Source organism: Caminibacter sp., from assembly GCF_053999135.1.
Window position 1 is genome coordinate 1 of record NZ_JBMXVQ010000030.1, and the last position, 25,508, is coordinate 25,508.

Below are 25,508 nucleotides of genomic sequence, written 5' to 3' on the forward strand. Positions count from 1 at the left end.
AATGCAAAACAGGGAAATTAACGAAGCAAGAGCTTTTTATTACGGTTTTTTTTCAAAACTTTTTACTTTTACTTATGATAAAGACAGATTCACAGGAGTAAAGGAAGCAGCAAAAATCCTAAAAGAACACGCCCTTGAAGAAAATTCAAAAAAAGCACTTGAACATTTTGTGGAAAATTACGATACTCAAAAATTAGCAAATGAGTATGATGAAATTTTTTACGACCTCTCTCAAGATCCGGTTCCAACAACAGCGTCGTTTTACGATGAGGAAATAGAAAACGGCAAAATGAAAGTTAAAATGGTGGATATTGTGCTTAGCTCTAAATTCAGAAAAAACGAAGAGTACAAAGACAGCGAAGATGACATAGGGTTTATCTTGCCGTTTATGCAGTATCTGATACTTGAAAAATTAAAAGGCGATGAAAAATCCGAGTGGCTTGAGAATAAAACATTTGATATTTTAAACACTTTTATAGACGACTTTATAGAAAATGTGTATATGCATGAGGCTTCAAATCTTTATAAAGACATAGCGGTTGTGTTAAAAGCGTTTATTGAAAGTGAAAGGATATTCCTTGAAAAACCAAAACCGGTAATTGAAAAAATTAAAAAAGAAGTTTGTAATGTATGTATAGCCGACGAAGAAGCTGCACTCAGAAAAAAACGTAAGAAAAAAGAGAGCGAAAGCTTGGTATGCAACCTTGAAGAAGGCGGAGATGTTGAGGATGAAGTTTAAAATAGTAGATGGAAAATTAAAAAGGGGTCCCCGAAAAACTGAAAGTTTTTTGGGGTATTAAGATATAACCGCAGGGCTTAACCGAGTCCTGCCGTTATCTCTTACGAGATAAATCCGAAAAAACAGATCCCCTGCAAAATGAATATTTTGTGGGGTAAAAATCTGAGGTCCCCGAAAAACTGAAAGTTTTTTGGGGTATAAATTTGGGGCCCACGCAAAATGAATATTTTGTGGGGTATCTTAAAAAAAGGAGCAAAAATGAAAAGAAGAAGCTTTCTTAAAGGAGCTCTTGGAATCGGAGCACTGAGTGTCGCTTCTTCTACACTAGCCTTTGCCAAATCCGCTCAGCCGGAAAATGACAACGGTGTGGTAAGAGGACACTCACCGAAAAAAGAGATTCTTTATCGCAAAACCAAAAACTGGGAACTTTATTACAAAAACGCCCTTTCAGGAGAAAAAATGAGCTCACTAGAGAAAATGAATCCGAAAGTGGGTAGAAGGGCCTTTTTGAAAATGGCGGCATTATCAGGTGTAGCCGGTGCTACAATGCTAAATGCGGCACCTGCTGTTAGAAATGCCACCGATGAAGAAATCAAAGACCCGTACCCTGGAAGTAAAAAAGTTAAAACTGTATGTACTACATGTTCAGTTGGGTGTGGAATTATAGCAGAAGTTCACAACGGTGTGTGGGTTAGACAGGAAGTCGCACAAGACCATCCTATCAGCCACGGAAGCCACTGCTGTAAAGGTATCGATTCTATAGATTATGTAAGAACTGAAAAAAGAGTTAAACATCCTCTTAAAAAAGTAAACGGGAAATGGAAAAGAATAAGTTGGGATGAAGCTATTAACGAAATCAGTGAAAAAATGCTTCAAATCAGAAAAGAAAGCGGACCTGATGCTGCAATGTTTTTAGGTAGTGCTAAAATGAGCACCGAACAGGCATATTATTTCAGAAAATTCGCAGCATTTTGGGGAACGAACAATATAGATCACCAAGCACGGATCTGACACAGCGCAACAGTCGCGGGGGTCGCGAACACATGGGGTTATGGCGCTATGACAAACCATCTTGGAGACATTCAAAATTCAAAAGCTATTATTATATTTGGTGCCAACCCGGCAGTAAACCATCCTGTAGGATTTAAACATATATTAAAAGCTAAAGAAAGAAACGATGCACTGTTAATCGTAATTGATCCTAGATATACAAAAACGGCTGCAAAAGCAGACCTTTATGCAAAAATAAGACCTGGAACGGATATTCCGTTTATGTATGGAATGCTTCACTTAATTTTCAAACACGGATGGCATGATCCTGATTACATCAAAAACAGAGTATTCGGAATGGATCATGTAATCGAAGAAGCTAAAAAATGGACACCTGAAAAAGTTGAAGACGTAACGGGTGTGCCGGCAAGCCTTGTATATAAAATTGCAAGAGCTTATGCTACAAGCAAACCCGGAACTCTTATTTGGGCCATGGGATTAACCCAGCACTCAATCGGTTCATCCAATACCAGAATGGCTCCTATACTTCAGTTGGCACTTGGAAATATGGGTAAATTCGGTGGAGGATGTAACATCCTAAGAGGTCACGACAACGTTCAGGGTGCTACCGATATGTGCTGTCTGTCTCATTCACTTCCTGGATATTACGGACTTAGTGAAGGAAGCTGGAAATATTTCGCACATAACTGGGGTGTTGATTTTAACTGGCTTCAAAAAAGATTTGCATCTAAAAAATGGATGCATACAAAAGGATTTACACTTGCTAAATGGTGGCAGGGAGTATTACAGGAAGAAAAAACGTATTCCGACGCACCTATAAGAGCGCTTTGGGTACAAGGTAACGGTATTACTTCAATCGCGCAACAGGCAAAAGTCCAACAGGCGCTTGATAAATTAGACCTGCTTGTAGTTGCCGAACCGTTTGCAAACGAAGCCGCTGTTATTACAAACAAAAAAGACAACGTATATATCCTTCCGACTGCCAGCCAGTTTGAATGTGAAGGAAGCGTAACGGCTACAAACAGAACGGCTCAGTGGAGAAGCAAAGTCGTGGATCCGTTATATGAGAGCAAAACGGACGAAGAAATTATGTTCATCTTTGCTAAAAAATTCGGCTTTTACGATGAATTCGTCAGAGGCATGATGATGGGTGTTAGAAACGGAAAAGCCGTAAAAGTAAAAGATACATTCAAATGGCCCGAAGACGCCACACGCGAAATTGCAAGAATCATCAAAACAATCGGACTTACCGGATGGACGCCTGAAAGACTTAAAAAACATCAGCAAAACTGGCATATGTTTGATGAGGTTACACTTAAAGGTATCGGTCCTATGAAAGGCGAATACTACGGATTGCCATGGCCGTGCTGGAGCGAAACACATCCCGGAAGCCCGGTACTGTATAACATTGACATACCTGTCAGCGAAGGCGGTATGGGATTCAGGGCAAGATTTGGAACCGAATATAAAGGCGAAAGCCTATTAGCGGGTCCAAGAGCCACAATTAAAGGTGCAAAAGTTAAAGGCGGATATCCTGAACTTACAAAAGACAATATTGAAAAAGTTTTAGGAATTAAACTATCAGCTCACGAAAAAGCAATAATGGGTAAAAACTGGAAAGTGGATTTAAGCGGACTTATTGCCAAATATGCTCTTAAAGCCGGCGTAGCGCCTTACGGTAACGCAAAAGCGAGAGCTTATGTTTGGACATTCCCTGATAAAATCCCAATGCACAGAGAGCCTCTTCATACGCCAAGATATGATTTGGCTAAAAAATATCCGACTTACCATGATAAGAAAAACCATTACAGAGTTGATACTAAATATGAATCAATTCAGAAAACAGACTGGTCAAAAGAATTCCCTGTTATACTTGTGACAGGAAGACTTGTAATGTACAGCGGTGCCGGAATTATTGAAAGAAACAGCAAATATTTGGCTGCTCTTGCGCCTGAAATGTTTGCGGATATCAATCCTGAACTTGCTTACAAACACGGTATTAATAACGGAGATATGATTTGGATTCATTCACCTGAAGGAACCAAAATCAAAGTTAAAGCAAGATTTACATATTCAGTTGCACCGGACAGAATATTCCTACCGTATCATTTCGCAGGATTTATGCAAGGTGTGGATTTGAGAGATAATTACCCTGAAGGTTTAGTACCATACGCAACAGGCGAATCGGCAAATACCGTTACAAACTACGGATATGACATTATTACCCAGATTCCTGAAACAAAAGTGGGCTTAGTCCGCATTGAAAAAGCGTAAGGAGTAAAAGATGTATGAATATGCAAGAATGAAATTTTACTGTGACGAAGACAGATGTATAGAATGTAATGCCTGTACGGTAGCATGTGCCGAGGCACATGAGCTGCCGGTTGGCATTCACAGAAGAAAAGTTATTACGCTAAATGAAGGAATCGAGGGTAAAGAATTTTCAACATCAATCGCCTGTATGCACTGTACCGACGCACCTTGCGCTCAGGTATGTCCGGTGGACTGTTTCTATATCAGAGAAGATGGCATAGTGCTTCACGATAAAGACAAATGCATAGGATGCGGATACTGCTTATACGCATGTCCTTTCGGAGCTCCTCAGTTCCCAAGAGACGGCGCGTTTGGAATTAGAGGGGTTATGGATAAATGCACTATGTGTGCGGGAGGTCCTAAACCTACCAATTCAATAGAAGAATATGAACTTTACGGTCAAAACAGAATCGCCGAAGGCAAAGTTCCTATGTGTGCGGCAGTATGTTCTACAAACGCACTTATAGTAGGTGACGCTGAAAGCGTTTCTGCTATTAAAAGAGCAAGAGAAGCAGCAAAAGGTAAAGGTCCTATGACACCTTACGGGTGGGACGTAGCTTATTAATAAGGATTTGTTATGAAAAAAATAATGCCTATAATTGGCACTTTTGCCTTTGCAGGCACAGTTCCTTTGGCGGAGCCTAATCAGGCTCCCGTCCATCATGGAAGTGCGCTTATATCACCGCAACTAATAGAAGCGATACCCGGATGGCATAAATATGGAGAATTGTTTTTATATCTCCAAACCCATTGGATTAAAACTATTTTTTTGATTGTTTTAATCGCCGTTCCCACCGTTTTTTTAGTTCATTATTTAATAATAGGACCAAAAATATTTTCTCATCACGGTAGAAAATTTTTGGTATTTCCGAGTTGGCAAAGAATTATTCACTGGATTGCGGCAGCCGGTTTTGTTCTTTTGGTACCGACCGGAATAATAATTATTTATGCCAAATTTTTCGGTGGAGGCACTCCTGTAAGATTTGCAAGATATCTTCACGACATAGGCGCCGTATTATTTGGTATTGCTGTTATTCCAATGTTTTTAATGTGGCTTAAAGATATGCTACCAAGACTTTGGGATATAAAATGGTTTATGATTTTAGGAGGATACCTCAGTAAAGAAAAAAAAGAAATCCCGGCAGATAAATTTAACGCCGGACAAAAAATGTGGTATTGGCTGGCGACACTTGGCGGAATGATAATGATTATTACCGGTGTTATGATGTATTTTCAGGATTTTGACATAGCCCTCCTTAAAAATTTAAATTTTTATCACATCGATTTATTAAGATTAGCAGTCATCGTTCATCTATTGTTAGCCATAATCGTCGTAGCATTCTTTTTTACTCATTTATATATGAGTCTTTTTGCCATTAAAGGTTCACTCCAAAGCATGATTGACGGTTGCAAAAGTGAAGATGAATTAAAACATCTTCATTCAATCTTTTACAAAAGAATAATAAAAGAAGGCAAAGATAAAGAATTAGCCGAAAAATGCGAAAAATAAGCCCTTTTTAGGGGCTTTTTTTTATATTTAAAAATATGCAAAAATAGCATAAAAAAATATGCTCATTTGTCATATATAAGACAATAAAAACGTATCATAAACTATAAAATATAAAAAATAAGTTTTTAAGGAAAAAATAAAATGAAAAAAATTTTTTTATCGCTTATTGTAACGGCATTATTCGGTGCTGAAAAAATCATAGTGTTTCATGCCGGAAGTTTAAGCGTCCCTTTCTCGCAGATAGAAAAAAAATTCGAATCAAAATACCCTCAGTATGATGTAATAAGAGAAGCAGCCGGAAGCCGGGCGTGTGCGAGGAAAATTACGGATTTGAACAAAAAAGCCGATGTTATGGCAAGTGCGGATTATAAAGTAATTGACAATCTTTTAATACCTAAATATGCAAAATTTAACGCACTTTTTGCAACAAACGAAATGGTAATAGCTTTTACCCCTCATTCAAAATACGCAAATATAATTAATTCTGAAAATTGGACTGATATTCTTTTAAAACCGGGAATAAAAGTCGGACATTCAAACCCAAACCTTGACCCCTGCGGATACAGGGCCGTAATAGTTGCAAAACTGGCCGGAATTTATTATAAAAAACCTTACTTTTACGACCAACTCTTAGGATACGGGGATTACTATACAAACGGTGAGGAAAACCGAAATAAAGTGATAGTAAGACCGAAAGAAACAGACCTTTTAGGACTGCTTGAAGCCGGTGCATTTGATTATCTCTTTATTTACAAATCGGTAGCCAAACAGCACGGACTTAAATATATTAATCTTCCCCCGGAAATAAATTTAGGAAGAAAAGAATATGCTGATTTTTACAAACAGGCAAGCTTTAAAATAACGGGTAAAAAACCGGGTACATTCATTGTAAAAAAAGGCGAACCGATGATATACGGCGTTACCGCACTTAAAAACGCCCCTAATAAAAAAGGCGCCGATTTATTCGTCAAATTCGTCCTCTCACCCGAAGGTCAGGCTATTATGCAAAAAAACGGACAGGGAGTTATTAAAAATGGAGAATGGAAAATGGAAAATGAGCGCAGCGAACCCGGCCACTTGGAAAGTGGCGGGGTGAAAAGTGAAAAATGGAAAGGGATAAAAGGTGAAAGAAGTGAAAAAAAGTGAAAATGAAAAAAAATTATTAGAAATAAAAGACCTGTTTTTAAAAAAAGGAAAATTTAAACTCAATATTCTTTCACTTGATATTGAAAAAAACGAATATTTTGTTCTGCTCGGGAAAACAGGCAGCGGTAAAACGCTTTTACTTGAAAGTATAGCCGGATTTCAGGAAATTGAAGGTGAAATATACCTTGAAGGCAAAAATATTACAAACCTGCCTCCCGAAAAAAGAAATTTCGGGTTCTTATATCAGGATTTTGCCCTGTTTCCTCATCTAAACGCAGAACAAAATATTCGTTTTTCCGAAAAATATCATAAAAAAAATAAAGAGCTTTTTGAGGATTTAGTCAGTTTTTTACAAATAGAAAATCTTTTAAATAGAGACATTAAAAATCTAAGCGGCGGTGAAAAACAAAGAGTGGCGCTTGCCAGAGCGATATACTCTCAGCCAAAACTGCTGCTGTTAGACGAACCTCTTAGTGCCATAGACCCTACTATGAGAAACGAAATTATGAAAAACTTAAAAGAGCTCCCTAAAAGATACAACCTCTCAGTAATACATGTAACCCATAACTTCAGGGAAGCTTCATATCTCGCCGACAGACTCGGAATTATACTAAAAGGTATTTTGCTACAGACAGGGGATGCCAAAAACGTCCTTAAAAATCCAAATTCCTTAGAAGTTGCTAAATTTTTGGGCTTTAAAAATCTTTTTGACATATCTCTTTTAGGATTTGAAAATTCTCACAAATACTTTTCAATTGATCCAAACCAGATTATTATCACTAAAACCCCGTTAAACAGTGATTACTGCTTTGAAGGAATTATCGAAGAAGTTATGGGAATAACAGACCATTATAAAATATTCGTAAAAGTAAAAGAATTTCAGTTTTTTATTAAAACACCGAAAAAAAGATTTGAAGAACTTTTAATTAATAAAGGAGAAAAAATTTACATCTGTTTTAATAAAAAAGATGTGGTGTTTATATAAGAATGGAAAATTGACAATGGACAATGGAAAATTAATAAACTTAAAACTAATTAACCATAAGGAATGTTAAAATGATGAAAAAAATATTTATAATCCTTTCAGGAGTATTGGTTTTATTTTTAACTATTCCTTTATTAAAACTGATTTTTGGCGTCAGTATGGATGCTTATTTTGAAACAATTAAAGATACAGAAGTTTTAAACTCTATTTTTCTTACAATGAAAGTATCTTTTATGGCTACACTTTTTGTGTTATTTACCGGGCTGCCTCTTGCCTATATCATAGCAAGATATGAGTTTTTCGGAAAAAGTCTTCTTGAAAGTATTATAGACATTCCTACTATGGTACCTCATACGGCTGCGGGTATCGCACTTCTTATGACATTCGGCACTGAAAAAATTCAAAACTTTTTAAATTCCGTAGGGCTCGGATTTATTGATTCCACAACCGGTATAATGGCTGCTATGATGTTTTTATCAGCTCCGTATCTTATAAATTCGGCAAAAGAAGGCTTTAAAAACGTAGATGTTAAGCTTGAAAATATTGCGCGTTCTCTTGGGGCAAATCAATTTGAAACGTTTATAAAAATCGTAATTCCAAATGCCAAAAAAGATATTATTAACGGAATGCTTATGATGTGGGCAAGAGGTCTAGGTGAATTCGGAGCAGTGGTAATAATTGCTTATCATCCTATGACCGTACCGGTGCTAATATACGACAGATTTATTAATTTCGGACTGAATTATTCCGCACCCGTCGCGGCTTTAATGATTATTTTTTCAGTAATTATTTTTTTAACTATCAGATGGCTTAACAACAGAAGCGGCTATTGAATTAATTTCTTGTATTGTTTTTTGTAAATTCTCGTTTTTAATTATAAAATCAGCTTTTTGTTTTTTATATTTTTTGTCGTAATATTCCAAAAGCAAAATTTCCGCCACTTTTTCAAGATTTCCTTTATTAAAATTCTCTTTTATTTCCTCATAAATTTTTCCCGATATAAAAGGTTTTATTTTTTCCAGATTTTTAATAAATTCGTTTTTATCTATATTTCCGTAATACTTAACAATTCTTTTAATTCTTTCACTTATATCTGCGGTGATTTCTATCTGAATTCCGCTTAACATTCTTTGATGTAGCCGTTTAGGTATTATAAGATTGCCAATTCTTGGGCTTTCAGCTTCAACAAATATAGGTTTGTGAGGATTTGTATTATATAAAAACCAGGCTATCTCATTTTCAAACTGTTTTTGAGAGGGCTGCGGACCCCTGTTTCCAAAAAGACTTCCGTAATGATTTGCCAGTTTTTCAAGGTCCAAAGAAGGTTTAAGATAATTTAAAAGTTCACTTTTGCCACATCCGCTGTTACCTCTTAATACTATAAAATTTTTATGAGGAAATTTTTGTAAATAATTAAGTACCCATTTTCTATAAGCCTTATAACCCCCTTCAAGTTTATAAACCCTGTAATCAAGTTGTGAAAGTATTGTATAAAGAGCGGTTGAACGTTTTCCTCCCCTTGCACAATAAACCGCAATTTTACTGCCGGGTTTCGCGTCAAACTCTTTAAGCTGTGCCGAAATATTTTCAAGCATAAAACTAACCGCCTCTTTTTTTGCCTGAAATTTTGAATAGTTTTTATACATATTACCTATATAAGAATGCTGAGCATTATTTAATACATAAAAATTTTTACTGCCAGGAATGTGGGATTCTTTAAATTCTTTAGGACTTCTCGCATCTAAAATATAATCGAATTTTTCATTTAAAAATTCTTCAATTCCTATAACACTCATCGTTTCCCCATTATTTAAATTAAAATTTTCTCGCTATTAAAAGAGTAACCTGTCCCAAATTAAACGATGAAAGTTTTTCGGTTTTAAATCCGTTTTTTTCGAAAAGCTCTTTTAGTTCGGTTGGAGTATAAAAATTTTCAATCGAATGAGGCAAATATTCATAAGCAGTTTTATTTTTACTGAGAATACCGCCGATTTTAGGCAAAATTTTATTTGAATAAAAATCCACGCATTCTCTTAATTTATGAGTTTTTTCAGCTTTTGTAAATTCAAGTACCAAAACTATACCGTCTTTTTTCAAGACCCTGTAAAATTCCTTTATCGCTTTTTCAATTTCCACTACGTTTCTTATTCCAAAAGAGATACTAATTCCATCAACACTTTCATCATTTAACGGTATATCAGTGGCATAAGCGTTATAAAACTTTACATCAGAAAATCTTTTTTCTGCGACTTCAAGCATTCCGCTGCTTGGGTCAAGACCGCAGACGGTAATTTTTATTCCTTTTCTTGCTGCTTCTTTTTTCCAAATCTCTATCATATCGCCCGTCCCACAGGCAACGTCAAGTACCTTTATTTCTTGTTTATTTATAAGGTTTAAAACTGTTTTTATTGACTTTTCCCTCCATTTTTTATCAATTCCAAACGTTAAAACCCTATTTACAAAATCATATCTTTTGGCAATAGAATCAAACATTTTAACAATTTGTTCTTGTCTGCTCACCCTCACTCCTAATATAAAATTTTTAAATCAGCAAATCCTTGGTAAAAGTTCACCTTTTGGAAGTTCTATTACCCTTTTTGTACCCCAAGGCGATTTTAACACTACTTTATCACCGCTTACGGCTTCACCTATTACTGAAGCGTTTTTATTGAAAGTTTTTAATATCTCTTCGGCTTTTTTAGCATCTTTTTCCCCGACAGCTAAAACAAATGTTCCTTCGTTTGCCAAATCCACAGGTTCAAATCCGAATATTTCGCAAAGCCCAACCACTTCATCACTAACAGGAAGTCTGTCTTCATCTATCTCAATACCCACTCCGCTAGCCCTGCTCCATTCGTTTAAAACCGCGCTTATTCCGCCTCTTGTGGCATCACGCATAGCCTTTATGTCAATACCTCCATCTATTAATGCTTTTACCTCATCCCATAAAAGTTTACAGTCACTTTCGATATTTGTTTCTACCCCGTATCTGTGAGCCATAATAACGGTTCCGTGTCTTCCGATATCTCGGCTTACGATTATTTTATCTCCCGGTTTTATATTATGAGCCGAAATATTTTCTTTTATTACCTTCCCGACTCCCGAAGTATTAATAAAAATTTTATCCACACTTCCAGCAGGCACCACTTTCGTATCTCCGGCCACAATTTTAGCACCCGCTTTTTTCAGCTCTTCGCTCATACTCTTTACTATTTTTTCGAGTTCATCAAACGTAAGACCTTCTTCTATCATAAACCCGCATGTTAAATACTCAGGTTTTGCCCCCATCATTGCTATATCATTACAAGTACCAACAACTGAGAGCTTACCTATATTCCCACCGTTAAAAAACAAAGGGCTGACCGTAAAAGAATCGGTGGTAAAAGCTATTTTCCCTTCCGAATTTATAACAGCCGCATCCTCAGCCGAAGTTAGAATTTCGTTATCGAAATATTTATAAAAAAGGTCGTTTATGAGTTTATTAGTCTCTTCACCACCGCCACCGTAAGCTAAAGTTATTTTTTTCATATTATCTCCTATCTGGCATATCTATAATAAGCATTACAAGCACCTTCGTCACTTACCATGCAGCTTCCAAGAGGATTGCTTGGAGTACATGCCATGCCGAATACTTTACAGTCTTTAGGAGTTTTAAGCCCTTTTAATATCTCCCCGCAGATACACATTTTGTGGTCATCACTAGGTTCGTTTGGCAGTACATCCGCCCATATTTTTTCTGCGTCAAATTCAGCATATTTATCTTTTAGTTTAAGAGCGCTTTTTGGAATATCTCCAAGACCTCTCCATCTAAAAGTATCCCTGACATCCATATATTTTTCTATAAGTTTTTGCGCTACTACGTTACCTTCCCAGGTTGTAGCTCTTTTATACTGATTTTCAACTTCGCATCTGCCTTCATTTTTCTGTTTTAAAAGCATTAAAATACTCTCCATTACATCCACAGGCTCAAACCCGGCTACCACTACAGGAGTATTATATTCATCCACCAAAAACTGATAACTTTTTGCCCCGATTATAACACTGACATGGCTTGGTCCTATAAAAGCGTTTATTTTAGCATCTCCGCTATTCATAATTGCGCGCATAGGAGGCGGTACAAGAACATGATTTATATGATAATATATATTTTTAACACCTTCTTTAAACGCTCTATCCATTAAAGCCGCTGTCATCGGAGTAGTAGTTTCAAAACCTATCGCAAAAAACACAACTTTTTTATCGGGGTTGTCTTTTGCTATTTGTAACACGTCAAACGTAGAATGAAGAGGTCTTACATATGCTCCTTCGGCCCTGACTTTGGCAAGGCTTGATTTGCTTCCGGGCACTCTTATCATATCCCCAAGGGTAGCTAAGATTACATCCGGTTGTTTGGCAAGCTCAATTGCATGGTCAATTCTCTCTTTTGGCATTACACAAACAGGACATCCAGGACCGTGAATAAAGGTAATATTTTCAGGCATAAGTTGTTTAAGCCCGTATTTCATAATCGTATGGGTATGCCCTCCGCATATCTCCATAACCCTCATAGGCTCTTTAAGTTTTTCAGCCTCTTTATGAATTAACGTATTTAATGTTTTAATCACTTCCGGGTCCCGGAATTTGAAATATAAATCTTTCAGACTCAAACTCATGTATTTTCCTCTGTAGGCGGTTTATAAAGAAGCGGACCCTCTTCCGTTACCAGTTTTTCTGGGTCTATTTCATAATCTTCTTCCATTGCCGCTTCGGCTAGCTGTTTATAAACTTCTATGCTCTCTAATGCCTCTTTTTCGTCTATTTTACCCATTGCGTATCCCACGTGGATTAACACATAATCCCCTTCTTTTACGGGTTCTGGCATCAAATCAAGACTTACGACCCTCTTAACTCCCAAAGTATCAACCTCAGCCATATTGTCTTCTGTAATTTTTAAAACTTTACTCGGTATCGCCAAACACATATTAACCCTCCAAATTTTTTAAATGTTCTTGACGTTTCTCTTTAATCCATTCGATTATCTCATCCAGACCTTCACCCGTTTTGTTATTTAATAAAACAACCGGCACTCCGGGTTTTAATTTCTGAGCGGCTTCTTTTGCCCTTTCAACATCAAAATCAAAAAAGTCTAACATATCGGCTTTTGTAATTACCACAATATCAGCCTTTCTAAACATTACAGGGTATTTTTCAATTTTATCATCACCTTCCGGTACGCTTACGAATACCATATTGTAATGAGCCCCCACATCATAACTTGCCGGACATACCAAGTTTCCTACGTTTTCAATAAAAGCCACTTCAACATCTTCAAACGGAAAATGAGGAATTGCGTGTTTTACCATTCCGGCATCAAGATGACAAGCACGTCCCGTTTGAAGCTGAAATGACCATATCCCTTTATTTCTTATTCTATCGGCATCTCTAGAAGTTTCCAAATCCCCTTCAATAACTCCAAACTTAAAAGGAAGTTTTTCAGCCAGATTTTCAAGCGTAGTCGTTTTACCGCTTCCCGGAGAGCTCATCATATTAAAACACGTAATTTTATGTTTATTAAACTCTTCTCTTATCTCTTCAGCCATTGCGTTATTTTTACTTAAAATTTTTTCAATAACAGTCACTTTATGTGATAACTGAGGATTGTTTTTGATATCTTCATTAATAATTTCCGCCATTTTTGCTCCTTATGAATTATTATTTATCCGTATTATACTTTAAAAATGCAAATGATAATGAGAATGAATAAATTTTTTGTGTTTGTGTTTGTGTTTATGAATAAGATTAGCCTTAATTAATATATCCAAATCTTTCATAAGCTCTTCCATATCTCCATCAAAAATAATTTTATGTTCTTCACTCATAACAACAGCCCTCTCACTTATCTCATATGCCACCGCCAAATCGTGAGTTGCTATAATAGCCGGAATATTCAGTTCATACATAAAATCTATAAACCATCCTGTGGTTCTCGGGTCCATAGCGGCCGTTGGTTCGTCAAGAAGCAGAATTTCAGGTTCATAAACCAAAACAGAAGCCAGCATTACCTTTTGTTTTTCACCTCCGCTGAGATTTAGGGGAGATTTTTTTAAAAGTTTTTCAATTCCAAATTTTTTAGCTATTTCAATCGTCCTATCTTCCACATCACTAAACCCGAATTCTTTAAGGGAAAAAGCAATTTCATCATATACGGTAGGGTTAAATATCATCGCTTCCGGATTTTGAAACAATATGCCTATACTTTTTCTAAACTCTTTATTAACGCTTTTTTTCGTAATTTTTTTACCTTTAAAAAAATATTCGCCTTTTTTTAAAAAATAAAGCCCCGCAACTATTCTTAAAAAAGTCGATTTTCCACTCCCGTTGCTCCCAAGAAGAACAACTTTATCTTTTTCCATTTTAAAATTTATTCCTTCTAATGCCGTTTGACCTTCATAGTCAAAATAAGCGTTTTTTATTCTAATCATCAAAAAATCCCCTTGCTTTCATAGCCAATGCCCTTTCTTTAGAATCTTTCATGGCTTTGTTTAGAAAAAATTTAAACGTATTAACAATAAACTGCTTTTCTTTATCTCTTAAATTTACAACTCTTGCTCTAAACGCGTCCCTAAAATCGATAAATGTTTTTTTATAAGAATAAATCTGAGATAAAGTAATAGTCAAAAGATAACTAAATTCTCTGCTAAAAGCAAAAAATTCAACAATGCTTATTTTATTAAAATACCAAAAAACAAAATATGTCATTAAAACTACTTTCAAATTTATATACAAAATATAATGCCAAGGGTCGATATTTTTAAAAAAAGAGAGTATTACATAACCTATACTTACCCCTAAATTAAACAATAAAACAGCTTTTAGCGATTTTATAAACAGCTTGAGATTTTTATCCAAAACAAACGTAAAAATTAAAAATAAAGCTAACGATAAAGCAATTATTTCCATGTTTTTTAATGACAAAAGAAGGAAAAAAAGAAGAATAAAAAAAATTCTTTTAAGATTCATTTTTAGCTTTTAAAATTTTTATTAAAATAAAATAGAGCCCAAAAACAAGCACCACTCCTATAATTGCGCTCAAATAATACCCGCTTACAGTACCAAGTCCCGGCACTTCATAATCCGGAATTAAAGGAGTGATACTTACCGCTTTTTCAATTCCTTCAGGGACAAATCCAAGTTTTTGTTTATAATAATCCAAATCCCACTCTCCCCATGCCGGATTATCCGTAAGAAGTCCAAGAGGCACCAAGGCCAACATTACCCCTAAAATTATCAATAATCTTTTTTTAATCTCTTTCATTGAACTTCCTTCAATTCTTTTTTTGTTAGAAATCCGTAAATAAGCTGAGTAAAAATTCCTTCAACTATTCCAAAAAACAGCATATGTTCCCCAACCATTGCCGGAATAGTGATTTTTAAATCAAAAGGAAAATATAAGGGATGCCCGTTTTCGCTCCAAAAAATCGGTTGAATTCCAAGCACTGTCGCCACAACGAAAGAAGCTGTTACTATTGAAACATACCCTGCTATAAAAGGGGCAAATCTTGTTTTATCTTTTAAAACTTTAAAGACATAATATCCTACAAAACTTGCTACAAATCCCATTGACAGAGAATTAACAGCCCAGGCGCTTATACCCCCGTCTCCAAATACAACTGACTGAATCAATAAAACCAGACTAACACTCACAAAAGCTATCCATGGGTCAAAAAGTATAGCAATAAGAGCAGCTCCTATAGCATGACCGCTCGTACCTCCCGGAACCGGCACGTTAAACATCATAATAATAAAACTTAATGCCGCCAATGCTCCGATAACAGGCAGAGTTTCTTCATTTAATTTTTCTTTTAATTTTTTAAATCCGTAAATCCATAAAGGCACTGCTACGGCATAACTGGCTAAAACGGTTGCAGGTGAGAGATATCCGTCGGCTATATGCATATTTTCCCCTTTTTTTGAATGAATTGTAACTCACTAACTTAAAAAAAACTTAAAATTAAATATTTCTTGTATACTTCTAGGACTATTTAAAAAACAATTGATAAATTTTATGATAACATACATCAATAACTGTTTTGCAGAAAGTGTCAAAGGATTTGAAAAGTAGTAAAAAAAGAAGAGGTTTTCTAAAAGGTTGAACGAATAATAACTCAATTATATTAAAAAAAAGTTAAGAAAAAGGATTTTTTAAAATGGTTAAGAAATAATAACTAAATTTCTTAAATGTTGCTTAAAAAAACTTTTTTCTTGTATAATAATAGAACTAAAATAAAGGAGAAAAAAATGCTTTTTTTTATTATTGAGCTTTTGATTATCATCGTAACTATTATTTTGTGTAAAAAAGAACCTCTTACAATCCCGCAGACAAAATATTCTCATATCTCTTTAATTATTCCGTTTGTTATTGCCGTATTGTTTTTGCTAAGCTTCACCAATCCTTTATATTTTTATATAAATTTAGGACTTATTATTTTTTCAATCTATTATTACGTTAAAAAAGCGGAAAATTATTTAAATGCTTTTTATTTCAAAGACCCGTTAAAACTTTTTATACTTTTTGTAATTATGAATATTTTCGGAGGGTTTTTGGTAAATCTGACAAGATTTAATCAAATACAAAATCAGACACTCGCTATTATCGCTTTTATTCTAGGTGTATCTCTTATAGCATATGCCAGAATAGGATTTGTGGCACTTAGCAGTGTTATAGCAAAACATAAAAACAGAAGTGAATATCTTGGGTTTTTAGGAATTTTAGGAGTACCTGGAGTTTTAATTGTATGTATATTAAAGCCTAAGAAATGAGCTGTATCTACTGCGAACACTATATTTTATATAAACTAAAAGACGGATACTATAAATGTGCAAAATGTAAAAGAAAATTTTCACCCAAAAAAATAGAAAGAAAAGCAAAAATCTTAAAAGGCTTTTTGGATTTATTAACACCAAATGAAATCAGCAAAAAATATAACATATCTTATGCCGCAGTTGTCAAAGAGATAAAACACATAAGAAGAGTAATAGCCGATATATGTGAAAAGGAATTTTTGAAAAAAGAAAACATTAATGAATTCGAAGAGTACCTGTATATTCCGAAATCATTAAAAAAAAGCCCGAACTCCATTTACAAAGCACAAAATTTTCTCACTATAGATTACGGTGGTAACATTTACAACATAATGTTAAGCAATATGAAAAATTATGAAACTCTCTCTCCAAATGAAATAAAGTCTATGTTTCGACAAAGTAAAATCATTAAAATTTATGAAAAAACAACCATAAAAAAATTCTGGATTTTTTTTGAAGAGTTCATAAAAAGATTCAAAGGAATAAGCGAAAAAGAGTTTTTTTATTATTTAAAAGAAGCGGAATTTAGATTTAACGGATATAAAATCGAGGTTAAAGATTTATTTTAGATTCCTTTTGACATCTTCTATTAACGCTTTTCCAAATTTTGTAAGTATTCCTTGAGCAGGGATAGCAAAAATTTCCGCTACAATTTCTGATATTAAATTTTTTTTATTTTTAAATAATTCTTTTAAAGAAGATAAATTATTACAAATCTCATTATATTCTTCCTGCGAAATATTAATAATATATTTTAATACAAAAAGCCTTAATATTTCATCTTTTTTTATTGCTTTACTGCAAATATCATAATCTTTGTTCAATTCATTAACACTTTTTGTTTCAAAATCATTAAAAAAATCTTCAATTATTTGTATATTCTTAATTTTTTCAAACTTATCTTTAAGCTTAAAATAAAACAAAATATTATCCTCTAAATTATTAACACCTGTTTTTTTAAATTCTTGATAATAAGATGCAATAGTGTCATTTTCTATTTTTTCAAAAATTTTTTTAATATACTCTTTTCTATAAAAAAGCAAATTAAAATAATCAAAACATTTATCCTCACTCAGACCTTTAACAGGAGGCCAATTTATATCTTCTAAATCTGTATGTGAAATTATAAATGAATGAAATTTTAAATTATCCTGCTCTAACTCTTTTAGCAAATAAGGAGCTAAGCAAACTTTAAATAAATTTTTAGGGTCTCTTATACCTTTTGGATCGCAAAAGATTATATGAGTGGTTTTATCCTTTTTATATTCGATTACAAAATCTGGATAAAAATCATCTTTTTCACCAATTATTCCACTCCCTTTTTTAGGAATATTTCTTAATACTTTAACTTTTAGTTTCTTTTCATTAATATATTTTGTTAAATCATCTAAAAATCTTTTTTCATATTTATCTAAACTATCCGGTGAAATTGAAATTTTTTCAATATTTTTTTCTTGTTCTTTTATATAATCAAACAGGCTCTTTTGCTGCGACTTTTTATTGTTTTTATCATCTTCCAGTGCTAAGTTTTTTTCCGGATGCAAGGCAATAGGATTATGGCATGAAATATTAATCTGTTCAAAAAGTTTCTCAATATCAACTTTTTGCTCTTTTGCAGTTACTTTTGATAATACTTTTAAAGTATCTATTTCTGGCATTTGACAATTTTTATCTAACTTTTCTTTTATAAACTCCACTACCTCAACTAAAATTTTTTTATACATATCAATATCTGCTTTTTTCTCCAAAACAACCTCTACTTTATACTCATCATAAGGATATTCGATATCTTCTAATTTATAACTCTTTTTCTTTTTCTCTATTTTTTTGAAAATATATTTTTCAAAGTTATTTATAAGTTTATAGATTAAATTTTCAAATTTTTTGACACTTAGCTCTTCATCATAAAATATCTTTATTTTTTTATTTCTTACTAAATTTTTTAGAGTATCTAAATCAATTACAAAATCTTTATTATGTATAAATTTCTCCAACTCATCTGTTTGAATATAATTCCATAAACTTTCATCAATTTCTAATTCACTTTCTCCAAGCTTTAATTTAAAATTAATATCAAATTCATACTTTTTATTATCATATTCATAAGATATTCTGCCATCTTTAATTTCAATTTTTTTAATCTTTACAAAATCAAAATCATTTTTAATTACTATACTTTTAACTTTACACTTTTTATTTATCTCTTTTTTTAAAATTATTTTTTGTTTGAATATTGAGGTATGAGCTTCAATAAAATTTTTTAAATATGTAGATTTTAAAGAGTAGATAAAAAGAGTCTCTAGATACTTTAAATTATCATATTCCTCTTTGCTTAACCTACTCTCACTTGAATAAGGCTTAAATTCTGTTTTAAAGCTGTTTTCATCTACATAATTAGTTTTCCTTTTCCCATCGTTTTTAATTCCTTTTAATCTAACCCCTCTTCCAAAAATCTGAATAATCGTATTTCCTTTCCCAACCCCGAAATTAATAAGACAAATTTGACTAACCCTGAAACTGTTCCATCCTGCACTGAATTTTCTGCTTCCAATTAATATATTTATAGGAGAATTTTTACTATCTATATTTTTAAACTTCCAGTTCTCATCTATAAAATTTTTTTCTCTATACACTACTCCATTTTTATTCCTCAACTCTTTAATCAATCCTGCACTATCTCCTACATTTACAAGTCCAAAAGGGTTATTTTCATCAAAAGCCAAAAGTAATTCATCATCCGTCCTGTTGTAAATTAAATAAAGGTCGGTTTTAGAAGAAGTATTAAATATTTTCTCATAATTTTTTACCTGCTCGTCATTTAAATTAATTATCTCCTCAATAAACATCAAAACATCGCTTAATTCATTTTTAAGACTTTCTTTTTCTTTTTTTGCACTACTTTTGACATTTACTTTATTACCGACTACCACTAAAAGCGGTTTATCTTCAAACTTATTACATTTTTCAAATGCTGTTAATTTTTCATTAAAATCATTTAAATTCTGTTTGATATTTTCTTGTATATTTTCATTATCAAGTGCATCTGCTTTAATTATTCCAAATTTAAAATCTTTACCATAAAAATCCCTAAAAAACTTATCATAGTTATAATCAAAAACGATTTTTTCCTCATACTCCTTTTGTAATTCATCTGATATTTCATAAAAAGTAGCTGAGTATTCAAATAAAAAAGATTGTTTTTTATTTTTTACAAGTTTATCTTTAAACTCTTTAAATGCGCTGCTTTTTGAACTAAGCCCGATATGTGCTTCATCGGCTAAAACTATTCTAAACTCGTTAGGTTGTAAAGCTTGATTATACTCATCTTTGTTCATAAGGGACTGAATAGTATCAATGGTAATTTTTTCTATATTAAAATCACTTTTTAACTTCTCTACAAACCCAGCAAATTCCTCTCTTAACTGCTCAATTAAATCTGCTAATGATGAAGTAATTATTATCTCTATTTGAGAATTTGTTTTTAATTCACCTTTTTGTTTCAGACAATTTAAGTAATTAATAATATCTGCTTTCATAATAAGTGTTTTTCCACTTCCTGTAGCCATCCAATAGGCAAGTTGGTTATTTTGTTTTTTATCAAAAAAGTTGTTTAGGTAATAGTTTGAAAAATAGACTGCCAGCTTTTGATAATATCTAAGTTTTACTCCAAGCTTTTTTTCAATATCACTAAAATCAAATTTCAGATACTCATCATTTTCTATTAAATATTTAAATTCTTCCGTAGGATTATCTATAAAGTAGTCAATATCTTCATAACTATTTTTAAGTTCATTTATAATCTCTTTATAAAGTTTTAATTCCATCATATACCTTTAAAATCAGCACTTGTAATTATTTCGATTTCATTTTTATCCGGATTTATATTATTTTCTGGTTTCAAATTGGTATATACTTTTGAAGTATATTTATCTAAGAATTGTTTAAAATCGGTTTTGCCCTCTCCTAAAACAACCACTCCTTCCTCACAAATTCCAATTAAAAAATTCTCTTCTTTTTTTACCTCTTTTAATTTGAAACCTTTATGATAAATAAAACTAAACAATATTTCCAATGTCGGTTTAATTTCAATTTCATTTATATTGTTTTTTAGCGGATTAAAAAGATATTCAGCTTCTATATCACTTTCTTTTAATTCAATTTTTAAATTCTCAATAAATTCGTCGTATTGTTGCAAATAAATATATTGATAAATTCCACCAATTCCATTGCTTTTTTGAGCTTTTCCATTTTTCCATTCTGTTGAAAAACTGACTTTTTTAATTCTCGGGATTATTACGGTTTCAAAATAATCATTTACCTCAATTAAAATAAATTTTCTTTTTCTTTCGTCTTCTTTATTCAACCTTATAACAGCATCACCTGTTGTACCACTTCCCGCAAAAAAGTCAAGAATTAAATTAGTATCTTTAATCATTGAAATTAAAGTTTCAATTAATTTGGTAGGTTTAGGGTTTTTAAAAACATTTTCATTAAATAAACTGTTTATTTCTCTTGTTGCTACTCTATTTCCAAAATTTTCTGAAAATAAAATATCACTAGTATATGGTTTGCCAATTTCTTTTTTTACTAATTTATACGAATTTCCATTTTTTTCAATTTTCATGCTTTTATAATTTTTAGTATATAATCGATTATTTTTTTCTACAATTAAATTTTCTTTAATCGCCCATTTTACTAAGTCTTTATTCCATCTCCAAGACCATGTATTCGCAGGTTTGTCTTTTAAATGTCCTCCTGGAATAAAATATTTTCCATTAAAATATATTTTATAATCTAAACTAGAAGAATATCTAATAGTTCCTGAATCTAATGGATGAATTAAAGCATATTCTCCTCTTCCATCATTATCATTAAATTTAAAATGTTCTTGTGAAATATTGTCATCAATACCAAAAACATTCATCTTTTTTTTTACATAACATATTACATAATCGTGCCGATTTTGAATTATAGTTGTTGTCTTAGGAACAGTTCCTACTGTTCTTGGTAATTTTGCAATAAATTTCTCTTTAGAAAAAATGTGATTAAAAATAATAGATAAATTATCTAATTCATTATCATCAATACTACTAAAAATAACCCCATCATCTCTCATTAAATCTTTTGCTAATCTCAGTCTGTCGTTCATCATACTAAGCCAGCTTGATTTTTTGTATTTATCTTTATAAACAAATCCGTCATTTCCCGTATTGTATGGAGGGTCAATATAAATACATTTAATCTGTTCTTTAAATTTTGGTTCTAAAAATTTAAGTGCTTGAAAATTTTCGCTTTTTATTAAAATTCCGTCAGTCTCACTGTCCAAATCGCTAAACCCGGATAAAAGCCTGATTTTAAATTCTTCATCAAAATGTTTTGTATCAACCGGATATGGCTTTTGTTTTAAATCATCAATATTCGGACTTTTATCGCATAATCCTAAATTTTTCCACTCGTCAGTTTGATTTTTGTTCTTTAAAATTTCCTTCAGCAAATCTTCATCATTTTTCAATTTGTTACTTGAGATAATATAATGAACTTTTTTTATGAGTTTTCTTTTCTCCCAAATATATTTTTGAAACTCCTCAACCGCCGCTAAAAAATCAATAAGCTCCTCCGCTTTTTGTTTAAATTTAAGGGCTTTTTTTCTTAAGTCTTCTCCCTCTTTGCTTAATAACTTTTCTGTATCATACAAAACATAATTTTTAATAAATTTATCAAGTTCAGTTAATAAAAATCTTTTTAAATTTTTGTGAATAAAATAATCACTGTCAACTCCTGTTATAAAGTCGTTAAATACTCTGTCAAGCTTGTAAAAAAACTCTAAATTTTCGTCTTCTTCAAAAATTCTGTCTATATCTTTGTCCAAATCAACTGTCTTTTTATTTAGTAAATTCTTTAACTCATTTTTGTTATAAACTTTTTCAATATAATCTTTTTTTGTAATATAAAGTTTAGGAAATGAAAAAATTTGAACTTTATCTTCCTCCCCAGATTTTTTGTTTTCAAAAATAGATTTTGAGTCTTTAAAAAGATATTTTTTATAATTCTCTATTTCAAAATTGCTAAAAAGCGAGTTTTGTGAGGGAATTTTTTCAAAATCTTCGCTTTTAACATATTCAAATTCTTCTAAACCTTTCTTAATCATATTTCTTACTACCAAATATATAACATGCTTTGGTGTTTGGGTATTTGAGATATTAAAATTAAGAATTATTTTATTATCGTCTTTTTTAGCATTTATAAACCTGAAAAGTCTTGTTTTTTTACTGTCAAAGTTTTCATCTTCTCCAACTACTTTAAAAATGATTTCATAATCTCCGATTTTTGCAATCAATTTATTAAAATATTTTGAAGATTTTATATAGTAGCTATCTTCCGTTTTCCAAGTAAATTTCGTTTCTTCTCCATCATAAAAAAAAGAATGAGAAGATTCAAAACTACATTTTTCTTTTAAATCTGTTTGGTACTCTTTATGAATATAAGGGATTGTAAACGTAGCAAATGCTCTCTTTGTATATCCAAAATCTCCACCTTCATAATATAATGAAAAAAAATTATACAAATAATCATAAATATCATCATCCGCATCTTCTGCAATATTTTTCAAAATTTTTTCAATTTGTTTTTTAGAAACTTTAAAAAGATGATATATTCCAAAATCAAGCTCCCTGTCCAATCCGAAAATATCATTTTCCATTAAATTTATAAACTTTGTTTTATTATCCATTATATCCCTTTAGATTTATTTTAGATTCCAAATCCCCCATGCAGCCTGTCCTACACTGACTCCGCCGTCATTAATCGGTATCTTTTTATTAAAATACGGGTTTAGTTTTTTATTTATTATACCAAGAAGAGTTTTGTTTTGAAACACCCCACCTCCGACAATTATCGGTAAATCATAAATTTTTGAAATATTTTCAATCATTTTAATAATAGAATTTAAAAACACACTTGAAACTCTCTCAAAATCGCCCCTATGTTTTGCCGCAAAATTAAGAAGAGGCCTAAAATCTATCTCTTTATCTATATTCAGTTCAACAGTTTCTTTTATATTAGGGTTATAATATCTCTCAATTAATAGTCCGCTTAAACCTTCCCATTCATTCTTTTCAATCATACCGCCAAGAAATGCCACTATATCAAATATTCTTCCCATAGAGCTTGTCAAAGGAAAAGAGCCGTTTTTTAGAGTTTTTGCTATTTTGTAATTAGGATAATTTTTAGCTAAGTCATCGTTAATTAATGCCACCGCCATATTAGCAGGATTTTTTACCCCCTTTTCGCCTCCCATTAATTTAAAAGGTTTTATATAATGAATTCTCTTATATTTATGCCTATCGGCTATAAATATTTCACCTCCCCAAATTGTCCCGTCATCTCCATATCCGGTACCGTCAAATATAAAACATAGATATTCACCGTCTAAGTCATATTCAAACATAGTAGAAAGCGCATGTGCGTAATGGTGCTGGATTTGATAAGTTTTTTTATTTTGCTTAAAAGCCCATTTTGTAGATTCGTAATATGGGTGCTTATCGCATATTATAATATCCTCATTGAAATCATAAAGTCTTCTAAAAGTTTTAATCGTTCTTTCAAAATATTCAACACTTCCAAGCGTTTGTAAATCTCCTATATGAGGAGATAAAATTAGTTTATCTCCAAAAGAAAGAGAAATTGTGTTTTTTTGATTTGCCCCGACCGCTAAAATATTAAGAGAGTTTTTTGTTTTTATGCTAAAAGGAGCGTAACCCCTTGCACATCTCATAGTAATAATATCTTCTCCAACTGCCTGAACCACACTGTCATCACATGCGTTTATTATATCTCTATTGTTATCAAGAATATAATCCACCACACTTCCAAGCTTTTCTATTAGCTCATTTGAATCTCTGATAATAGGCTCGTCTGAAACATTCGCGCTTGTAGCGACAAGTGGAAAATCCAAAAATTCAAATAAAAGCAGATGAAGAGGAGTATATGGCAAAAACACGCCGTATCTGTCTATTTTATCGGCAATACCCGGGAGTTCTTTTTTCTTTTTTACTAAAACGATAGGTTTTTCATAAGAATTTATTAATTCTTCATCTTTTTGAGTAAGTTTGGCATATTCTTTAATCTGTTCAAGATTTTTAAACATTAAAGCAAACGGCTTTGAGGGTCTTCTTTTTCTTTTTCTAAGTTCCAAAACCGCCTCTTTATTCGTAGCGTCACACATCAGATGAAATCCCCCAAGCCCTTTTAGAGCAACGATTTTTCCCTCTTTTATTTTATTGGCTATAAATTTTATTTTTTCTATTTCATTATCAAAAGATATCTCTTTAAAATTTCCACCTTCTAAAACACTGAGTTTAGGGCCGCAGTTATAACAGCTTATAGGTTCTGCATGATATCTTCTATCAAGAGGATTTGTATATTCTTTATAGCACTCCTCACACATTTTAAACTTTTTCATTGAGGTGTTTTTTCTGTCATAAGGAATATTTTCTATGATAGTATATCTCGGACCGCAGTTGGTACAGTTTATAAAAGGATAAAAGTATCGTCTGTTGTTTTTATCAAACATCTCTTTAATACATTCATCACAAATCGATTTATCAGGAGAAATTGAAGTCGTTTTTAAACTGTTTTTCGATTCTTTTATTTCAAAGGTTTTATAATTTGCTAAAGGGAGAATTTCTTCTTCAATAGATTCTATCTTAGCTAACGGCGGTAAATTGTTTTTTAGTTTATTTATAAATTTTGAAGCGTTTTTACCTTCAATTTCTATTATAACACCATCACCGCTATTTAATACAAATCCTTTTAAATTAAGATTTTTGGCTATCTTATAAACACTCGGTCTAAAACCTACACCCTGGACAATTCCATTGATTTTATATCTGTATCTCAAGTGAGACCTTTTTTGAAATTATAATGAAAAAAAGGAGGAAAAAATAAAAAAGGAGAAAAAATGA

General features: G+C 32.3%; 22 protein-coding genes. 9 read left to right on the forward strand and 13 right to left on the reverse strand.

The window, feature by feature from the left end:
• The 7 genes from ACXJH6_RS02570 to ACXJH6_RS02600 form a co-directional block, all read left to right on the forward strand.
• Positions 1 to 739: TorD/DmsD family molecular chaperone (locus ACXJH6_RS02570; RefSeq protein ID WP_456470204.1), on the forward strand; the 739-nt coding region annotated here is incomplete at its 5' end.
• Between the two features lie 459 nt (positions 740 to 1,198).
• Positions 1,199 to 4,024 carry a molybdopterin-dependent oxidoreductase gene (locus ACXJH6_RS02575; RefSeq protein ID WP_456470276.1) on the forward strand — a complete coding sequence of 942 codons (2,826 nt, stop codon included), beginning with the start codon at positions 1,199 to 1,201 and terminating at the stop codon, positions 4,022 to 4,024.
• Positions 4,025 to 4,034: 10 nt separating this feature from the next.
• Positions 4,035 to 4,628 carry a formate dehydrogenase FDH3 subunit beta gene (gene fdh3B, locus ACXJH6_RS02580; RefSeq protein ID WP_456470205.1) on the forward strand — a complete coding sequence of 198 codons (594 nt, stop codon included), beginning with the start codon at positions 4,035 to 4,037 and terminating at the stop codon, positions 4,626 to 4,628.
• A 12-nt stretch (positions 4,629 to 4,640) separates the two neighbouring features.
• Entirely contained in the window at positions 4,641 to 5,573 is a 933-nt protein-coding gene (locus ACXJH6_RS02585; protein WP_456470206.1) for a formate dehydrogenase subunit gamma, read from the forward strand.
• 141 nt (positions 5,574 to 5,714) lie between these two features.
• Entirely contained in the window at positions 5,715 to 6,719 is a 1,005-nt protein-coding gene (gene wtpA / locus ACXJH6_RS02590; RefSeq protein WP_456470207.1) for a tungstate ABC transporter substrate-binding protein WtpA, read from the forward strand.
• Positions 6,706 to 7,704 carry an ABC transporter ATP-binding protein gene (locus ACXJH6_RS02595; RefSeq protein ID WP_456470208.1) on the forward strand — a complete coding sequence of 333 codons (999 nt, stop codon included), beginning with the start codon at positions 6,706 to 6,708 and terminating at the stop codon, positions 7,702 to 7,704. The genes wtpA and ACXJH6_RS02595 overlap by 14 nt, the downstream gene beginning before the upstream one ends.
• Before the next feature lie 74 nt (positions 7,705 to 7,778).
• Entirely contained in the window at positions 7,779 to 8,537 is a 759-nt protein-coding gene (locus ACXJH6_RS02600) for an ABC transporter permease (RefSeq protein WP_456470277.1), read from the forward strand.
• On the opposite strand, the gene mnmH is transcribed toward ACXJH6_RS02600, so the two are convergent.
• The 10 genes from mnmH to cbiM are packed head-to-tail and all read right to left on the reverse strand — an operon-like array spanning position 8,499 to position 15,639.
• A complete protein-coding gene (gene mnmH, locus ACXJH6_RS02605) occupies positions 8,499 to 9,500 on the reverse strand; it encodes a tRNA 2-selenouridine(34) synthase MnmH (protein WP_456470209.1) in 1,002 nt (333 codons plus the stop codon). The genes ACXJH6_RS02600 and mnmH overlap by 39 nt on opposite strands.
• 19 nt (positions 9,501 to 9,519) lie before the next feature.
• The gene (ubiE, locus tag ACXJH6_RS02610) at positions 9,520 to 10,224 is read right to left on the reverse strand and encodes a bifunctional demethylmenaquinone methyltransferase/2-methoxy-6-polyprenyl-1,4-benzoquinol methylase UbiE (protein ID WP_456470210.1); all 705 of its coding nucleotides are present in this window, start codon (positions 10,222 to 10,224) and stop codon (positions 9,520 to 9,522) included.
• A 27-nt stretch (positions 10,225 to 10,251) separates the two neighbouring features.
• Positions 10,252 to 11,232, reverse strand: a complete 981-nt coding sequence (gene hypE, locus ACXJH6_RS02615) for a hydrogenase expression/formation protein HypE (RefSeq protein ID WP_456470211.1) — start codon at positions 11,230 to 11,232, stop codon at positions 10,252 to 10,254.
• Between the two features lie 8 nt (positions 11,233 to 11,240).
• A complete protein-coding gene (gene hypD / locus ACXJH6_RS02620) occupies positions 11,241 to 12,356 on the reverse strand; it encodes a hydrogenase formation protein HypD (protein WP_456470212.1) in 1,116 nt (371 codons plus the stop codon).
• On the reverse strand, positions 12,353 to 12,664 hold the full coding sequence (locus tag ACXJH6_RS02625) for a HypC/HybG/HupF family hydrogenase formation chaperone (protein ID WP_456470213.1): 312 nt from the start codon (positions 12,662 to 12,664) through the stop codon (positions 12,353 to 12,355). The genes hypD and ACXJH6_RS02625 overlap by 4 nt, the downstream gene beginning before the upstream one ends.
• A 1-nt stretch (position 12,665) precedes the next feature.
• The gene (gene hypB / locus ACXJH6_RS02630) at positions 12,666 to 13,376 is read right to left on the reverse strand and encodes a hydrogenase nickel incorporation protein HypB (RefSeq protein WP_456470214.1); all 711 of its coding nucleotides are present in this window, start codon (positions 13,374 to 13,376) and stop codon (positions 12,666 to 12,668) included.
• Positions 13,377 to 13,415: 39 nt separating this feature from the next.
• Positions 13,416 to 14,165, reverse strand: coding sequence for an energy-coupling factor ABC transporter ATP-binding protein (locus tag ACXJH6_RS02635; protein WP_456470215.1), 750 nt, complete (start codon positions 14,163 to 14,165; stop codon positions 13,416 to 13,418).
• Positions 14,158 to 14,703 carry an energy-coupling factor transporter transmembrane component T family protein gene (locus ACXJH6_RS02640; RefSeq protein ID WP_456470216.1) on the reverse strand — a complete coding sequence of 182 codons (546 nt, stop codon included), beginning with the start codon at positions 14,701 to 14,703 and terminating at the stop codon, positions 14,158 to 14,160. The genes ACXJH6_RS02635 and ACXJH6_RS02640 overlap by 8 nt, the downstream gene beginning before the upstream one ends.
• Entirely contained in the window at positions 14,693 to 14,998 is a 306-nt protein-coding gene (locus ACXJH6_RS02645) for a PDGLE domain-containing protein (protein WP_456470217.1), read from the reverse strand. Before ACXJH6_RS02645 ends, ACXJH6_RS02640 begins: the two co-directional genes overlap by 11 nt.
• Positions 14,995 to 15,639: a cobalt transporter CbiM gene (gene cbiM / locus ACXJH6_RS02650; RefSeq protein ID WP_456470218.1), complete on the reverse strand. Its 645-nt coding sequence runs from the start codon at positions 15,637 to 15,639 to the stop codon at positions 14,995 to 14,997. The genes ACXJH6_RS02645 and cbiM overlap by 4 nt, the downstream gene beginning before the upstream one ends.
• A gap of 342 nt (positions 15,640 to 15,981) precedes the next feature.
• Between cbiM and ACXJH6_RS02655 the strand changes: the two genes are divergently transcribed.
• Positions 15,982 to 16,503 (forward strand): hypothetical protein, encoded by a 522-nt coding sequence (locus ACXJH6_RS02655; RefSeq protein ID WP_456470219.1) that lies wholly within the window; start codon positions 15,982 to 15,984, stop codon positions 16,501 to 16,503.
• Positions 16,500 to 17,114, forward strand: a complete 615-nt coding sequence (locus ACXJH6_RS02660) for a hypothetical protein (protein ID WP_456470220.1) — start codon at positions 16,500 to 16,502, stop codon at positions 17,112 to 17,114. Before ACXJH6_RS02655 ends, ACXJH6_RS02660 begins: the two co-directional genes overlap by 4 nt.
• Here the strand turns inward: ACXJH6_RS02660 and ACXJH6_RS02665 are convergent.
• From ACXJH6_RS02665 to hypF, 3 genes are read right to left on the reverse strand one after another with little or no spacing between them, the layout of a single operon-like run.
• Positions 17,106 to 20,369: a DEAD/DEAH box helicase family protein gene (locus ACXJH6_RS02665; protein WP_456470221.1), complete on the reverse strand. Its 3,264-nt coding sequence runs from the start codon at positions 20,367 to 20,369 to the stop codon at positions 17,106 to 17,108. The genes ACXJH6_RS02660 and ACXJH6_RS02665 overlap by 9 nt on opposite strands.
• Positions 20,369 to 23,275: a site-specific DNA-methyltransferase gene (locus ACXJH6_RS02670; RefSeq protein WP_456470222.1), complete on the reverse strand. Its 2,907-nt coding sequence runs from the start codon at positions 23,273 to 23,275 to the stop codon at positions 20,369 to 20,371. The genes ACXJH6_RS02665 and ACXJH6_RS02670 overlap by 1 nt, the downstream gene beginning before the upstream one ends.
• A 15-nt stretch (positions 23,276 to 23,290) precedes the next feature.
• The gene (gene hypF / locus ACXJH6_RS02675; protein WP_456470223.1) at positions 23,291 to 25,444 is read right to left on the reverse strand and encodes a carbamoyltransferase HypF; all 2,154 of its coding nucleotides are present in this window, start codon (positions 25,442 to 25,444) and stop codon (positions 23,291 to 23,293) included.
• Positions 25,445 to 25,508 lie beyond the last annotated feature (64 nt).

What these genes read in the sequence shown, in the direction of transcription:
- ACXJH6_RS02640 (WP_456470216.1), bottom strand. Translation starts at nt 14,703, where the DNA reads ATGAATCTTAAAAGAATTTTTTTTATTCTTCTTTTTTTCCTTCTTTTG.
- ACXJH6_RS02635 (WP_456470215.1), bottom strand. Translation starts at nt 14,165, where the DNA reads ATGATTAGAATAAAAAACGCTTATTTTGACTATGAAGGTCAAACGGCA.
- ACXJH6_RS02670 (WP_456470222.1), bottom strand. Translation starts at nt 23,275, where the DNA reads ATGGATAATAAAACAAAGTTTATAAATTTAATGGAAAATGATATTTTC.
- ACXJH6_RS02655 (WP_456470219.1), top strand. Translation starts at nt 15,982, where the DNA reads ATGCTTTTTTTTATTATTGAGCTTTTGATTATCATCGTAACTATTATT.
- hypE (WP_456470211.1), bottom strand. Translation starts at nt 11,232, where the DNA reads ATGAAAAAAATAACTTTAGCTTACGGTGGCGGTGGTGAAGAGACTAAT.
- mnmH (WP_456470209.1), bottom strand. Translation starts at nt 9,500, where the DNA reads ATGAGTGTTATAGGAATTGAAGAATTTTTAAATGAAAAATTCGATTAT.
- ACXJH6_RS02660 (WP_456470220.1), top strand. Translation starts at nt 16,500, where the DNA reads ATGAGCTGTATCTACTGCGAACACTATATTTTATATAAACTAAAAGAC.
- hypD (WP_456470212.1), bottom strand. Translation starts at nt 12,356, where the DNA reads ATGAGTTTGAGTCTGAAAGATTTATATTTCAAATTCCGGGACCCGGAA.
- ACXJH6_RS02645 (WP_456470217.1), bottom strand. Translation starts at nt 14,998, where the DNA reads ATGAAAGAGATTAAAAAAAGATTATTGATAATTTTAGGGGTAATGTTG.
- wtpA (WP_456470207.1), top strand. Translation starts at nt 5,715, where the DNA reads ATGAAAAAAATTTTTTTATCGCTTATTGTAACGGCATTATTCGGTGCT.
- ACXJH6_RS02625 (WP_456470213.1), bottom strand. Translation starts at nt 12,664, where the DNA reads ATGTGTTTGGCGATACCGAGTAAAGTTTTAAAAATTACAGAAGACAAT.
- fdh3B (WP_456470205.1), top strand. Translation starts at nt 4,035, where the DNA reads ATGTATGAATATGCAAGAATGAAATTTTACTGTGACGAAGACAGATGT.
- hypB (WP_456470214.1), bottom strand. Translation starts at nt 13,376, where the DNA reads ATGGCGGAAATTATTAATGAAGATATCAAAAACAATCCTCAGTTATCA.
- cbiM (WP_456470218.1), bottom strand. Translation starts at nt 15,639, where the DNA reads ATGCATATAGCCGACGGATATCTCTCACCTGCAACCGTTTTAGCCAGT.
- ACXJH6_RS02600 (WP_456470277.1), top strand. Translation starts at nt 7,779, where the DNA reads ATGAAAAAAATATTTATAATCCTTTCAGGAGTATTGGTTTTATTTTTA.
- ACXJH6_RS02585 (WP_456470206.1), top strand. Translation starts at nt 4,641, where the DNA reads ATGAAAAAAATAATGCCTATAATTGGCACTTTTGCCTTTGCAGGCACA.
- ACXJH6_RS02665 (WP_456470221.1), bottom strand. Translation starts at nt 20,369, where the DNA reads ATGGAATTAAAACTTTATAAAGAGATTATAAATGAACTTAAAAATAGT.